Annotated in this window: 14 protein-coding genes; 12 read left to right on the forward strand and 2 right to left on the reverse strand. The window is 42.9% G+C overall.

What is annotated here, in order from left to right:
- Positions 1–10: 10 nt before the first annotated feature.
- The 3 genes from A3C46_06875 to A3C46_06885 are packed head-to-tail and all read left to right on the forward strand — an operon-like array spanning position 11 to position 1,313.
- The gene (locus A3C46_06875) at positions 11–397 is read left to right on the forward strand and encodes a hypothetical protein (GenBank protein OGQ22272.1); all 387 of its coding nucleotides are present in this window, start codon (positions 11–13) and stop codon (positions 395–397) included.
- Positions 373–711 (forward strand): hypothetical protein, encoded by a 339-nt coding sequence (locus A3C46_06880; GenBank protein OGQ22273.1) that lies wholly within the window; start codon positions 373–375, stop codon positions 709–711. Before A3C46_06875 ends, A3C46_06880 begins: the two co-directional genes overlap by 25 nt.
- Before the next feature lie 41 nt (positions 712–752).
- The gene (locus A3C46_06885) at positions 753–1,313 is read left to right on the forward strand and encodes a hypothetical protein (GenBank protein OGQ22274.1); all 561 of its coding nucleotides are present in this window, start codon (positions 753–755) and stop codon (positions 1,311–1,313) included.
- Between the two features lie 2 nt (positions 1,314–1,315).
- Here A3C46_06885 and A3C46_06890 read toward each other — a convergent pair whose 3' ends face one another.
- Both A3C46_06890 and A3C46_06895 read right to left on the reverse strand, forming a co-directional pair.
- Positions 1,316–2,578: a hypothetical protein gene (locus A3C46_06890; protein OGQ22275.1), complete on the reverse strand. Its 1,263-nt coding sequence runs from the start codon at positions 2,576–2,578 to the stop codon at positions 1,316–1,318.
- A gap of 72 nt (positions 2,579–2,650) precedes the next feature.
- Entirely contained in the window at positions 2,651–3,298 is a 648-nt protein-coding gene (locus tag A3C46_06895) for a hypothetical protein (protein OGQ22276.1), read from the reverse strand.
- Positions 3,299–3,595: 297 nt separating this feature from the next.
- Between A3C46_06895 and A3C46_06900 the strand changes: the two genes are divergently transcribed.
- The 9 genes from A3C46_06900 to A3C46_06940 all read left to right on the forward strand — a co-directional run bounded on the left by A3C46_06900 (position 3,596) and on the right by A3C46_06940 (position 13,725).
- The gene (locus tag A3C46_06900) at positions 3,596–4,408 is read left to right on the forward strand and encodes a hypothetical protein (GenBank protein ID OGQ22277.1); all 813 of its coding nucleotides are present in this window, start codon (positions 3,596–3,598) and stop codon (positions 4,406–4,408) included.
- Positions 4,409–4,543: 135 nt separating this feature from the next.
- Positions 4,544–4,780, forward strand: a complete 237-nt coding sequence (locus tag A3C46_06905; protein ID OGQ22278.1) for a hypothetical protein — start codon at positions 4,544–4,546, stop codon at positions 4,778–4,780.
- Entirely contained in the window at positions 4,770–5,003 is a 234-nt protein-coding gene (locus tag A3C46_06910) for a hypothetical protein (GenBank protein OGQ22279.1), read from the forward strand. The genes A3C46_06905 and A3C46_06910 overlap by 11 nt, the downstream gene beginning before the upstream one ends.
- Positions 5,004–5,179: 176 nt before the next feature.
- Complete coding sequence (locus A3C46_06915; protein OGQ22280.1) at positions 5,180–9,082, forward strand: hypothetical protein; 3,903 nt, start codon at positions 5,180–5,182, stop codon at positions 9,080–9,082.
- 3 nt (positions 9,083–9,085) lie between these two features.
- Complete coding sequence (locus tag A3C46_06920; GenBank protein OGQ22281.1) at positions 9,086–9,865, forward strand: hypothetical protein; 780 nt, start codon at positions 9,086–9,088, stop codon at positions 9,863–9,865.
- Positions 9,866–9,927: 62 nt separating this feature from the next.
- Complete coding sequence (locus A3C46_06925) at positions 9,928–10,362, forward strand: nucleoside-diphosphate kinase (GenBank protein OGQ22282.1); 435 nt, start codon at positions 9,928–9,930, stop codon at positions 10,360–10,362.
- 11 nt (positions 10,363–10,373) lie between these two features.
- Positions 10,374–12,047, forward strand: a complete 1,674-nt coding sequence (locus A3C46_06930; GenBank protein ID OGQ22283.1) for a hypothetical protein — start codon at positions 10,374–10,376, stop codon at positions 12,045–12,047.
- Positions 12,044–12,940 (forward strand): hypothetical protein, encoded by an 897-nt coding sequence (locus A3C46_06935; GenBank protein OGQ22284.1) that lies wholly within the window; start codon positions 12,044–12,046, stop codon positions 12,938–12,940. The genes A3C46_06930 and A3C46_06935 overlap by 4 nt, the downstream gene beginning before the upstream one ends.
- Entirely contained in the window at positions 12,940–13,725 is a 786-nt protein-coding gene (locus tag A3C46_06940; protein OGQ22285.1) for a hypothetical protein, read from the forward strand. The genes A3C46_06935 and A3C46_06940 overlap by 1 nt, the downstream gene beginning before the upstream one ends.
- Positions 13,726–13,801: the final 76 nt, after the last annotated feature.

Consider the following 13,801-nt stretch of genomic DNA (forward strand, 5'->3'; position numbering starts at 1 on the left):
AAAGTGTCCTATGAAAAAAAAGACAGAAACATGGTTTAGTATGGCTCAAAGTGATCTCGATTTTGCGCGAGATATTGTGCAAAAAGGAGAGCGTCATTTCTATGCTGTGCAATTCTGTCATCAAGCAATTGAAAAAATTTTAAAAGCAATCATTCAAGAAAAAACTGAAGAAATTCCAAAACACACTCATAATTTTAAAACCTTATGCCAACAAGCAGATCTTGAAGTGCCAGAGCACATTCAGCAGTTTCTTGCGAGACTTGCTCCGCATTATATTGCTTCACGCTATCCGGAAGATATGAAAAATCTCGCAAAACAGTATCATCACGATTATGTGAGAGCTCTCTTGAAAGAGACTGAGGAGGTATTTTCATGGTTCAAACAGAAACTCAGCTGAGAAGTATAGTTGAAGAATACGTAAAGCTACTTCAAAGAGAGGGTATTACAGTGGAAAAAGTCTATCTTTATGGATCCTATGCACGTGGATCAGCTCATGCTGATAGCGATATTGATCTTGTTATCATTTCAAAAGATTTTGATGGTTACGATTCCTTAGAACTTCTCGAAATGTTGTCTCAGGTTGCATGGAAGTGTGATGCTCCTCTTGAAGTACTCGGATATACTCCCGAAGAGATTCGTAAAAATGAAGGAAAAAGTATTTTTTGGGATGAGATTCGTTCGACCGGCCGTATTTTATATGAAGCGGCCTGATTCGGTCGCACTGTCGTCGCGCATTCTATATGGAGGAAACCATGAAATGGTTTTTTATTTTCACCTTGGTTTTGGTTATTAGTGCTTGTGGTGGGCAGGTCACCAACACTCCCGGTCCCGATAAAAATGTGACCGGCGCTGGGAATCCTTGTCTTCCAGGCCAAACGTGTACGCTGATCAGTTCCTTCCATGTAGGAGTCACACATCCTGGATGGCAGCAGGGTCAGTCCCCGACTGCATTAGAGCAGCCTTCTCCAGACCCCAATGCTGAGCATCAGGAGACGCAAGTCATCTTTTTTGAAACTGAAGATCCAAATGATGCGACAAATGTTTTTATGAAATTTACCAAACTTTCTTCTCCGCCCTCATCATTAGAAGAACATCTGAAAGCTTTATTTCCAGAGAGAACTTTCTCTCCTTACAAGACTTCTCAACTTTTAGGATTTCTGTATGATGATCCTTCATCAGGCTTTCAAGGAGAAGACCGGCGTCTCTACTACTTTCTTAAGGCCGATATTTTTGTCGAAATCACCGCACATGTTTTTCCGACCGGCGAAGAAGCAGTCAAAACTTTGCTCGACAATATCCGATTTGGAAATTGAAGTTAGCGATTTTGCTCTTGCTGCATTCTCAATACTTTGGTGAGAGGAATAAAAGAACCGCCAACAAGATTGAGAACCATTAAGCGAAGCCGGCTTTCTAAAGACATAAGACCTATGCCTATTTGAAATGAACCATCGCTTAATTGGAGGGGAATAGCGTCTTCCATTCCACTGATGATAATGTTTCTCGTTGTTGGATCATAGGTAATGCTGAGCGAATTTGAAAGGAGGCTTAATTTTTGCTGATCGGTTTCACTTAAACTCGCTAACAAATCCTCTTTGGAAATTTGAACTTCCAAGGAACTAAAATTGTTATTTTCGTCATAATGAAAAAGGGGAACAACAGCTTCCTTGATATTTGGAAGCCATACTTCATCTTCAACGCTTAAGACATCGCCAGCGTATGAATAGTTAATTCCAGCATCTCTTAAAAGCCGTATCATTTCTTGAGCAGTAAGGAGCTCAGAGAGATATTTATTCTGCTCACGTGCTCTTGCCAGGGCTTCATGAAAACTTTGAGGGACCAGAGTATCAACATTTATGAGAGAAGCTTTATCATCGATTGTCGGTGTCGAAGTACGAGCAAACTTCTGAGATGGGCATTCCTTTTGAGTTCTGATTTCCAACGAAGGGCCTCCAAGCGCAAGAATATTACCAAATCGAAAGGCAAAATGGCCATCTTGATATGGCATGTTAGGGAAAACTTCTCTCCACGCACTTTCATCAAGAGAAAACGAAACGCCTTTTCGCGAAGGATAGGTTTTGCCATTTGAAAGGGAAATTTCTCCTAAAGGATTTTCAGAACAAAAAAGAATGTGCATTGTTGGTTTGGAAGTGAAACCGCCCACATTATTTCTTTTAAAGACCGGACCGACTTCAGGGTTTTCAGGTTGAACAATTCCATATCGAATACGTGCGAGGCCGCGTATCACATTGTTGTCAGCATCTGAATAGAGTGAGGCATTGTTTTTTGGACCAGCTGTTCGCGACTGCTGATCTTGTAAGCGCACTTCTATTTTTTGAATGAGCAAAGAAATCAGGGCTTCGGGATCTTTGCAGCTATTGGGCTGATAAGCTGCGACTTCATCCAAGATGAATGAAAAAGTTTCATCATTTGCAGCGATACCAAATTGATGTCGGATCTGATCCAACTCATGAGCAATTTTTTCTGCCTGAGCATGAGTTCCTGCAGAACCATAATTTAAAACTTGGCTAAGAGCAGTAAAGAGCGACTCCAGTGATGATGTGTTTCGTATTGTGGTCATCTTTATATCCTTTTTGTAATCAGCTCAGGTTTCTTATTAAATTGCGTATTCTTCTCAAATTTCCGACACGCCCTAGTCGGACAGAGGAATCGTACAAAGTCCGACGCCATTCTCTTTCTTACAAAAAGCACCTTCATTACAGTCTTTGTCTGCTTCGCAAAAATGTCCCTCTCCAATTGGTAATACAAGACAGGATTGACGACACATCCCGGGTATTTTGGATGGTATGGGCTTTCCTTCGGCATCAACGGTGCCAATGACCATTTCACAAAAATAACCTTCTGCGCATTCTTCGTCTGATTGACAAAAGTCATCGTGATGAATGGGAATGCAGATACCTGGTTTCAAGCTTAGTTTTTCTTGAAAGGCGATATCTCTATATTCACAAATATAACCTTTCTTGCACTCATCGTCAGAAACACAAAAATCGTCATGACGAGGTTCTTCACCTGGACAATATTGCAGACAAGAATGGGGCTGAGTTAAAGCTCCTGTGCCATCAGGGCATTCTCTGTATTCCATGGTACAAACAAAGTGCTCGCATTGGTTGTTCTCACTACAAAATTGATCCTCTTCGCATTCAGAGTTGAGCGTACATTGTTTTGCTTCTTTATCCAGATCGATATCAGGATCGACTTGGACATCTTCTCCAACGTTGCATCCCATGGAGATCATAAATGCGAACATCATAACGATTTGTTTTGCGTGAAGTTTTTTCATTGTCTGCTCCTTTGTTTTTTGATCATGCTAACAAAAGTATCGACCGAAGAGTATTCCGAGTTGCTAGAATAGGATAAATTTCGTATTCTTATTGAATACGACTTTAAAAATTTAATGAATAATTACAATTAGTTATAGAATATATATTTAAAAATGAAACTTTTGAGTATACTATCGGAATACAAAAAAATATTGTCATTCCCGCGAAAGCGGGAATCTCAGGAGATCCCTGCTTTCGCAGGGATGACATGCAAAACTGGATATCCTTTACTTCGTTCAGGATGACATCGAGGTTTTATGCCGGATATTTTTCAGTACCACGATTATCGTCTCTATTTAAAGGATGTGTATGAAGAGCAGAAGGTTCGGAATACACATTATTCTTTTCGTTTTATGGCAAAGCGAGCTGGGTTTTCTTCTCCAAACTTTCTTCAGCTCATTATGCAAGGGAAGCGAAATTTAAGTCACGAAAGTATTCTGAAAATTTCTCGCTTTCTGAAGCTCAATAAAGCCGAAGCTGAATTTTTTGAAAATTTGGTCCATTTCAATCAGAGTCGTACCGACGAAGAGCGCAATACGTATTATGCTCGACTCTCAGCGCAAAAACAGTATTTGGCGATTCGGAAGATTGAGAAGGTTCATTATGAATATTTTTCTCAGTGGTATCATGCTGCCATTCGTGAACTGGTGTTGCTTTCTGAATTTCAAGAAGATCCTGCGTGGATTGCGCAACAACTTCATCCTCTGAGTCCTCAAGAGGCCGCAACATCGCTCACTTTATTGCAGGAGTTAGGATTTATTGTTCGAGATAAATCTGGGAAGTTGACACAACAAGACCGATTCATTGATAGCGGTGATGACATTCTCTCTTTGGCTGTTGCCAATTATCATCGAGCGATGATTACCAAAGCTTTGGAGTCGATTGAAGGGACGTCTCCTGAGAGAAGAGAGATCAATGCGCTGACCTTTGCCGTTTCAAAAAAACGTATCCCAGAAATGAAAACCATGATTCAAGAATTTAGAAAGAAGATGGGCTCTCTGCTTGCGGAAGAAAAAAATACCGACGAAGTGTATCAGTTAAACATTCAGTTTTTTAATCTTACAAAATAAAGTGAATCCGTCGTCGCTCCCCAGAATTATGGGGAGCGACGACGTGATAAACAAAAAAGGCGCGTTCCTTAGTGTGGTCGCGCCGTTTTTGATTTTCCAAATTTTAAAAAAATATTAGCAAACCCATGTCTTCAATTGCTTACCTGGCTTGAAACGCGGAACGCGACGTGCCTTGATGTTGATAACAGCGCCGGTCTGCGGATTACGACCAGTTCGCGCTTTTCGACGGGAGACGTAGAACGTTCCAAAACCCGTGAGTGTAATCTTGTCGTTTTTACGCAAACATTTGGCGACATTATTCGTCACAGCGTTCAGAGCTTTCTCGGCCTGAGCCTTCGAAATCTTGCAATCCTTCGAGATTGTGTTGATTAATTCTGCTTTTGTCATTGAAGTCACCCCCTTTCAGATTGGATTTCAAAAAACAGTCTTTGTGCAATGCTTGGGTGATGCGTATTTCCTGTTTTTGATTTCTGCAATCTATGTGATGATATTTTTATTGTCAAACAAAATGGTGGCGCAAAAGATGATTTTGTCGTCACTTGCCACGATCTCATCATGGCAAATCACGTTGACTTTTAAAGTTGCATCTCGATAATGCCAAATCAACTGATGAGAACTTATTTCAAAATGTTTGCTGTTCGCGGGTCCTGTCACCAGCGCCGTTCCACCTCCCCGCTGACGCGGGGCACCCCTGGGATCCGGACGCTGATGCCACCCACAATCATCACCAATTTTGAAATAAGTTCTCTATGCTTTTAAGGAGTCACCATCATGGCCAGCCATTCTGCAGAAGTAATTCCAATTAATATCGAAGAGGAAATGAAAGGTTCGTACCTTGACTACGCCATGAGCGTGATCATTGGTCGGGCCCTTCCTGATGTGCGCGACGGTCTGAAGCCAGTCCATCGCCGCATTCTTTATGCGATGTTTCGTGAAGGTCTCCTTTCCAATAAAAAATTTAGTAAATGCGCCGGTGTGGTCGGTGAAGTGCTGAAAAAATACCATCCGCATGGTGATACTGCTGTCTACGATACCCTCGTTCGCATGGCTCAAGATTGGAATTTGCGTTATCCCTTAATCGATGGACAGGGGAATTTCGGTTGTTTTACGGGAGATACGCGTGTCCGATTAGCTGATGGAAGTTCAAAATCTTTTGAGGAGTTGGTAAGAGATGAAGCTGAAGGGATATCTCATTTTACCTATACCATCGGTAATAATGGAGCCATTGCTATGGTCCCAATTCAAGCTCCGCGCTTAACCAAAATAAACACTCCGATCGTCTGCGTGACACTCGACAACGGAGAAAAAATTCGTTGTACACCGGATCATCGTTTTTTACTTCGTGACAACACCTATCGAGAAGCTCGTGATTTGAAGCCAAACGATGCGTTAATGCCATTCTACAGCAGACCCTATAGTGGAAGCGATGCGAACTTGAACGAATACGAAGAAGTCTATAATCCATCTCATCATCAATGGATTTTTGCACATCGTTTAGCCGATGCGTACAACCTCAAGGCAGGTATTTATTTCAGAAACGCAGGTCGTGTTCGTCACCACAAAGATTTTCATAAATGGAATAACGATCCTCGCAATATCATCAGGATGTCATGGGCAGACCACCGTCGCCTGCATATGAAATATCTCAAGAAACTTTGGGAGGATCCACAATTCCGAAACAAAATGACGAAAGTCTTAGCAAAATTGTGGAAAGATCCGAAGTTCAGAGAGAAAACAATTGCTGCAATTGGGAACGAAAATCGGCGCCGATGGAAAGATCCAGCGTTTCAGTCGAAACAACAGAAAGCAAAGGAAGAACTGTGGAAGAACCCAGAATTTCGAGAACGAATCTTAAAAGCAGCGATGCAAAAAAACGTCCTCCTTTATGGAACCGAGAAACAGAAAGAGGTTATCACACAAGCTCAAAGAGAATGGCTCAAAGCAATGTGGCAAGATCCTAACTATATTGCGACACAACGAGATCGCATGAAGGAGATTTCCAAGGCTCTCTGGGCAAGTCCCGCGCATCGCAAAAGAATGCAGGATCTCTCTCGTCGTCGAATGCGAACGCCAGAGATGAAGAAAATGACAAGCCAATGGTCTAAAACTCAATGGCAGGACGTCCAATATAGAAAGGCACGTTCAACACAAAGTGTTCTTCAATGGAAAGATCCAAACTATTGCGAAAAATTTGAAGGTCACTTTTCATCAAACGGTCACGTGACCACGCGTGCGCGTTTTTTTTCGATTTGTATTGAAGCCATGGAATCTCCAAAAGGACTCAATGCTGAGAGTTATGAGCGAGTTCGGTCTTCAAAGAAAGCTCGCGGTGTGGTGAGATTTGAGCAAGGATTTGAACGTTACTGTAACGAGGACTGGGAGATTCTTCAGGAGGCTTGTGGCATCCGAAAAGAGCAGTGCGTTCAGACAGGTCGGTCCGCATATCTTAATCATAAGGTTGTTGTGGTGGAACCTGCGGGACGAGCAGATGTTTATGATTTAACGGTAGATGAGACGCATAATTTTGCACTCGATGCCGGTGTTTTTGTGCACAACTCGATAGACGGTGACTCTGCGGCGGCCTATCGTTATACAGAGGCGAGGCTCCGCGCTATAGCTGAAGAGCTTTTGGCAGACATTGATAAAGAGACGGTCGATTTTTCTCCTAATTTTGATGGTACCACTGAAGAACCTACTGTTCTTCCGAGCAAAATTCCAAACCTGCTCATGAACGGCTCGGACGGCATTGCCGTCGGTATGGCCACGAAGATTCCACCGCATAATTTAGGTGAAATTATCGATGGTTGTCTGGCGGTCATTCAGAATCCGAATGTGACGACCAAAGAGCTCAACAAGTTAATTCCAGGACCCGACTTCCCGACCGGAGGTTTTATTCATGGTCGTGAAGGGATTCGATCGGCGTATGATACCGGTCGTGGCATGGTGCGCATGCGCGCGCGTGCCGTGATTGAATCGATGGCCAAGGGAGACCGTGAATGCATCGTGGTGACGGAAATTCCGTTTCAAGTGAATAAAGCAAAGCTCGTGGAACGCATTGCGGAACTTGTGCGTGATGGAAAGATTGAAGGGATCAGCGATCTTCGCGATGAATCCGATCGCGATGGCATGCGCATTGTCATCGAACTCAAACGAGGAACCGTTGCTGCTGTTGTGCTTAATCAGCTCTACACGCACACGGCTATGCAGAGTTCATTCGGTGTGATCATGCTCTCGATCGTGAACGGTCAGCCAAAAGTGCTGAACCTTCGTGAGATGCTGACCTATTTTGTCGATCACCGTAAAGAAGTCGTGATTCGTCGCACAGCGTATGAACTTCGAAAAGCAGAAGAGCGCGCCCATATTTTAGCGGGCCTTAAAATTGCCGTTGAAAATATTGATGAGGTGATTGCTCTTATCAAGAAATCGAAAGAACCAGCCATTGCCAAAGTTGCTCTTATCAAAGCTTTTCAACTGAGTGAGATTCAAGCGCAAGCGGTGTTGGAGATGCGTTTACAGCGACTGACCGGTCTTGAACGCGAGAAAATCATCGCCGAATATAATGAAATGCAAGCGCTTATGAAGAAACTCAAAGAGATTTTGGGAAGTGAAAAATTAGTGATGAGCATTATCTCTGAAGAGCTTACTGAAACGAAGAAAAAATTTGGAGATGAACGCAGAACCGTGATTCAAGATAAAGTTGAAGATCTTTCGGTGGAAGATCTGATTCAAGAAGAAGAGATGGTGGTTACCGTTTCGCATCACGGTTACATTAAACGAAATCCGATCTCTCTCTATCGTGCGCAGCGTCGGGGTGGAAAGGGAAAGAAGGGGATGACCACACGAGAAGAGGATTTTGTCGAAGAACTTTTTGTGGCTTCAACCCATAATTCTGTTCTTATTTTTTCTTCTTCCGGAAAAGTTTATTGGTTGAAAGTTCATCAAATTCCTCAAGTAGGACGAGTTGCCCGTGGTCAGTCCATTACGAATCTCGTGAATATGTCAGGCGGCGAGCGTATTGCCGCTATCCTTCCAGTTCGAGCATTTGAAGAAGGGCAGCATATCATTATGGCAACCAAAAAGGGCGTGATTAAAAAGACCGATCTGATGGCTTATTCCAATCCACGCGCCGGTGGAATTATCGCGTGTACGATTGATGAGGGAGATGAGCTCATTACGTGTCATTTAACAGATGGTTCCCAGGAAATTTTCCTTGCGACGAAAAATGGCCAAGCGATTCGTTTCCCTGAAGCCGATGTTCGGCCCATGGGAAGAAGCGCTCGTGGCGTACGCGGTATTACCTTAAAGAAAAAAGATGAAGTGATTGGCATGGAAGTTCTCTCTTCAAAGGCAACAATGCTCACGGTTGCAGAAAGAGGATACGGCAAACGAAGTGAGATTAACGATTATCGCGTGCAATCGCGCGGTGGTTCAGGAATTATTAATCTCAAAGTGACTGATCGTACGGGACTTGTCATCGGTGTGAAGCAGGTGACAGAGAATGATGATATTATGCTTGTGACTGATGGCGGAAAAGTGATTCGCAGTCGTTGTAAAGAGATTTCCGTGATCGGACGTGCAACACAGGGAGTGCGACTCATCAACGTTGATCAAAATGAAAAAGTGGTTTCTGTGGCAACGCTCGCAGAAGACGATGAAGATGAGGCATCAGAATAAGAGATGAAGTATTTTCTTTTCTGCTTCTTTCTTTTTTCATGTCAAAGTAAAAGTATCGAACGTCATATCAAAGAAGCAGAGCTTTCTGTCGCTTCTGGAGATTTTGAAAAAGCGGCATCTCGCTACCACAATCTTGCTCAAGATTATGAGGAGCATCCTGAATCTGTGGCTTGGCTCATGCAATCAGCCGAACTTTTAGAGCTTCGTCTTCATGATGAAGAAGCTCTGAAGCGTTATCAACAAGTGGTCGAAAAAAATCCTTTGGGGAATTTTGGGAAAGAGGCGAGAAAACGACGCGCAGCTCTTTTCGAACGTCTTGGGCTTATTCAAGAATATCTCGAAGAATATACTCAACTTCTGAAATATTATGGAAGCGATGCTGAAGCGCCGCTCTATCGGCTTCGTATTGCGGAAGGTTTTATCATGGCGGATCAATATGAACAAGCGCGGTTAGAGTTGAAAACAATACTTTTTGATCCTGATTTTCCAAAAAATCTTCTGGAACAAGCATTTTTTGATTTAGGAGAAACTTTTTATCTGCAAGATCGATATCATGAAGCACAAAATATTTATGAAGAATTTTTAAGACGCTATCCGCTTTCAACACTTTCTGGAGAAGTTTATCTCAAACTTTCACATACCCTCGAAGTGCAAGGGTATCTCGGGGATGCCTATCGTGTTCTGCTTCTTGCTCGCGATCTCTATCCTGACCCAGCGGTGATCGAAGAACGTCTCAAACGCTTGGCCAAGCGTGCTCGCATCACGCCCTTAGGGAAGGATTAATCCTCGACAAAGGAAAAAAGATCCGCTACGACAAAAAAAAATCTTGAACAAAGGAGATGTCCATGAAGGCCGAACGTACGTTAGCCATGATTAAGCCAGATGCAGTCGAAAAGGGAGTTATTGCCGAAATTATAAAGCGCATCGAAGATGCGAATCTCAAAATTGTCGGTTTGAAAATGCATCATCTTTCGAAACAACGTGTAGAAGGATTTTATGCTGTTCATAAAACCAAACCTTTTTTTAATGCATTAACCACGTATATGGCGTCTGGTCCTTCTATCGCTCTTGTTCTCGAAGGTGAGAAAGCGATTTCCACATGGCGAACTGTCATGGGAGCTACAAATCCAGAAGAAGCTCAAGAAGGGACCATTCGTGGTGATTTCGGAACCAATATTGAACGCAATGCAGTTCACGGTTCTGATGCTTCCGATACCGCAACGTTTGAAATTTCTTATTTCTTTGATGACAGTGATCTTGTTGAATACGAATGGGTTTAGGGTTGGTGAGTATGTCTGAGCAAGAGGCTCATAAACTTCTCGACTCGTATCTTGCTTTATTTCTTCCTCTCGAAGAGGAGATGAGTCAGAAATGGTATGCCTATGCCGTTTCAGGGGATAAAGAACTTTCACAGCAAACCACCGAAGCTGAATTTCAGTTACGAAAACTCCACAGCGATAAAAAATATTTTTCAGAGTTTCGTCAGTTCTATGAAGGAAGAACCAATATAAGAGAGCGCAAGCTCCGACGAGAAATAGAGCTGGCATATTTGCGATATCTCCCCAATCAGGTTGATCCCACAAAACTCGAAAAGCTCACAATACTTGAAGGACGTTTGCGGGAACTTGCGAATGATTATCGTCCCACCGTTGAAGGAAAGAGACTTGGGCCTGACGAAGTTTCGCGCATTCTGGTTGAAAACACCGATTCTCTTTATCTTGAAAAAGTGTGGAAAGAACAGACTCGTGTGGGTGAAGTTCTCGAAGAAGATTATCGTCAAGTGGTTTCACTTCGCAACGAAATTGCTCGAGATCTCGGGTTTTCAAATTTTATTGAACTTTCTGCCGTCGCGACTGAACTTGATTTGAAACAGATCAATCGTTTTTATGATGATCTTGAAAAAAAGACGACGCAGCCATTCCAAAAGTTAAAAACGAAATTTCTCGATCCAAAATTAGCAAAGCGATATAACATAAAAACTAATGAGCTTTTCCCGTGGCACTATCAAAATCAATATTTTCAGGATGTTCCTTCTGCTGTCTTTGAAAAATTACATCTTGATGATGTGTATAAAGGAAAAGATTCTCATGTGGTCGTGGCAAAGACGTCCGATTTTTTTGCAAGTATGGGAATCGATGTTGCTTCGATCATCAAGCGTTCAAGCCTTTTTCCCAAAGAGGGGAAAAATCCACACGCTTTTGCAACGATGCTCAAGCGCGAACCTGGTTCCTCAGTGCTTTTAATGAATCTCCCGCATCCTCCAAAATCTCCAAGCGCTCGCGATGTAGCAGTTTTATTTCATGAACTCGCGCATGACATTCATTATGAAGCAGTGCTTCAGAATAAAAAACTGCCGGTTTCCTTAAAGGAACTCCCACTTCTGACAGAAGCGAATTCCATTCTTTTTGAGAGTCAAACACGCACTCCTGAATGGCTGATGAGTTTTGGGGTGAGTCGGAAAGAAGCGAATGAGATCATACAGCAAGTGAAACTTCGTCAATATGTAGAAGAACTGGTATTTCTTCGTTTTGCGTGTGTCATGCATGCTTTTGAAGCACGTTTTTATGCAGATCCTTCGCAGGATATCGGATATCTCTGGTGGGAATGTAAAGAGAGATACCAGTTCCTGAAACGCCCACAGGGCTGGAAAAATCCAGATGCGCTTGCAAAATATCATATTCCCAATGTTCCACCGCTTTATTATCCCTATTATGCGATTGGACATATTGCGAATGCAGAATTTGCGGAACTCTTTTCTCGTCGTATTGATCAAGATCCGCAAACGGCAAGTTACTATCATCAAAAAGAACTCGGAACGTGGCTCATGACCGATTTTTTAGCGCAAGGTCAATTGTATCGTTGGGATGAATATCTCGAGAAAACAACAGGGCATTCTCTTTCGCTTGATGCGTGGGAGCGATGTTATCTTCAGTCTCATGTGGAAGAGCAACTATTTCCTTTATGATCGATGCTTTTGAAAAAGAGAGATTGCTTGCGCGGAGTAAGCGAGAGATTTTTTTTGAATATGCAGTGATCACCTTTGGCAGTGTGATCTTTGCTCTTGCAGTCGTTCTTTTTCTTCTTCCCTATCAAGTGGCACCAGGTGGCGTCACGGGTGCTGCAATTATCATTCATTTTCTGACTCATTTCCCGGTTGGCGTTACCATGTTCACCATCAACATGGTTATTTTTTTGCTGGGACTCAAAACGCTCGGAGTCGATTTTACGATGAAAAGTATTTATGCCTCCGCTGTTATTTCGTTTTGTACCGATCTTTTCCATGAAGTGTGGCATCTTCAGATGCCGATTCGCGATGCGGTGTTAGCTCCTGTTTTTGGGGGAGTTGTTTTAGGTGTCGGGCTTGGACTTATCATTCGCATGGGAGGGGGGACCTCCGGTTCGAATACGCTTGCTCGTGTTATTTCTCGTTATACTAATCTCAAACAAGGCGCTGCGATTTTTGTGATCAACAGTGGAGTCATTGCCGCTGCGGGAATTATTTTTAAAAGCGCTGATCTTGCGCTCTATGGCTATGTTGCCGTGTACACCTCTTCTCTTGTCATCGATTTTATTGTTGAAGGATTTGAATATGCGCGCGGTGCTTACATCATTTCATCACGCAATATCGAAATCGCTGACATGATTGTCTATGAAATGGGGAGAGGAGTGACAACACTGAGTGGCCGAGGTTTTTATACGCAAGAAGATCGTGGCGTTCTTTTTACGGTCATGCCTCGTAAAGAGATTCATGATCTCATTACCATTGTAAAGCGCATCGATCCGAAAGCGTTTGTGATTATTATGCCTGTCCATGAAGTGCTTGGCGAAGGTTTCAAAATGCGCCGCCAAAGAGTCTAATGTCCATGCACGTTGTCAAAAAAAGAGGGGAAGGCCCTCCATGCTTTTTGCTGCATGGTGGTCCTGGATTTGACTCCTCTTACTTTGATCCTTTTTTGCAACCTCTTGAAAAAAGCCTGCGGCTTTTCTTTTTGGAGCATGATCGGGATGCTCCGGAATATACACTTGAAAATATTGTGAATGGCATTGAAAAACTTCGACGAGAGAGTGGGCATGAAAAAATATTACTTCTGGGTCATTCTGCAGGAGGACTTTTCAGCCTTTCCTATGCGATACATTTTCCTCACAATGTAATGGGACTTATTCTCGAGTCCACAGCAGCTGATAAAAGTTTTGTCAAAGAGAGCGAACAAGCGATCAAAGCATATCCCGATGCTCTTGCTGGTCTTCAGGAATATATTGCGAGTGATCGGACGGACGAAGATTATAAAAAAATGTCACTTCGTTATATTCCCTTTTCCGTGATGCCAGAGGCACAGAAATCGGCATTAGTGGTGTTTGACAACATACATTATAATGCTCGCCTTTTTGAAGAGACGAAGAAGAAGATATTGCCATACTTTTCTGCGCGAGAGCATTTACCAAAACTTACAATGCCAACCCTTGTCATCACCGGAAAACATGATCGAGTTGTTGCTCCATCATATTCACAAGAGCTTGCCGAAAAAATGCCAAACGCTGAATTTGTCATGCTCGAAAACAGTGGCCACTTCCCACATCTCGAAGAGCCAAAGAAATTTTGTGAGGTTGTAGAAGATTGGATGAACCGATATTGGCCATCTTAACTCTTGCTCCATCTGGTGTGTCCGCGCACTGGTGTGTCCGCGACTTTACTTGTTTCCTCAAAAATATTACGATGAC

This window comes from Deltaproteobacteria bacterium RIFCSPHIGHO2_02_FULL_44_16 (assembly GCA_001798185.1).
Classification (GTDB): Bacteria; UBA10199; UBA10199; order 2-02-FULL-44-16; family 2-02-FULL-44-16; genus 2-02-FULL-44-16.

Excerpts from the sequence above, each read along its gene's own strand:
- A3C46_06875 (OGQ22272.1), top strand. The coding sequence starts at position 11 with ATGAAAAAAAAGACAGAAACATGGTTTAGTATGGCTCAAAGTGATCTC.
- A3C46_06885 (OGQ22274.1), top strand. The coding sequence starts at position 753 with ATGAAATGGTTTTTTATTTTCACCTTGGTTTTGGTTATTAGTGCTTGT.
- A3C46_06915 (OGQ22280.1), top strand. The coding sequence starts at position 5,180 with ATGGCCAGCCATTCTGCAGAAGTAATTCCAATTAATATCGAAGAGGAA.
- A3C46_06890 (OGQ22275.1), bottom strand. The coding sequence starts at position 2,578 with ATGACCACAATACGAAACACATCATCACTGGAGTCGCTCTTTACTGCT.
- A3C46_06895 (OGQ22276.1), bottom strand. The coding sequence starts at position 3,298 with ATGAAAAAACTTCACGCAAAACAAATCGTTATGATGTTCGCATTTATG.
- A3C46_06880 (OGQ22273.1), top strand. The coding sequence starts at position 373 with ATGGTTCAAACAGAAACTCAGCTGAGAAGTATAGTTGAAGAATACGTA.
- A3C46_06940 (OGQ22285.1), top strand. The coding sequence starts at position 12,940 with ATGTCCATGCACGTTGTCAAAAAAAGAGGGGAAGGCCCTCCATGCTTT.
- A3C46_06900 (OGQ22277.1), top strand. The coding sequence starts at position 3,596 with ATGCCGGATATTTTTCAGTACCACGATTATCGTCTCTATTTAAAGGAT.
- A3C46_06920 (OGQ22281.1), top strand. The coding sequence starts at position 9,086 with ATGAAGTATTTTCTTTTCTGCTTCTTTCTTTTTTCATGTCAAAGTAAA.
- A3C46_06925 (OGQ22282.1), top strand. The coding sequence starts at position 9,928 with ATGAAGGCCGAACGTACGTTAGCCATGATTAAGCCAGATGCAGTCGAA.
- A3C46_06930 (OGQ22283.1), top strand. The coding sequence starts at position 10,374 with ATGTCTGAGCAAGAGGCTCATAAACTTCTCGACTCGTATCTTGCTTTA.
- A3C46_06935 (OGQ22284.1), top strand. The coding sequence starts at position 12,044 with ATGATCGATGCTTTTGAAAAAGAGAGATTGCTTGCGCGGAGTAAGCGA.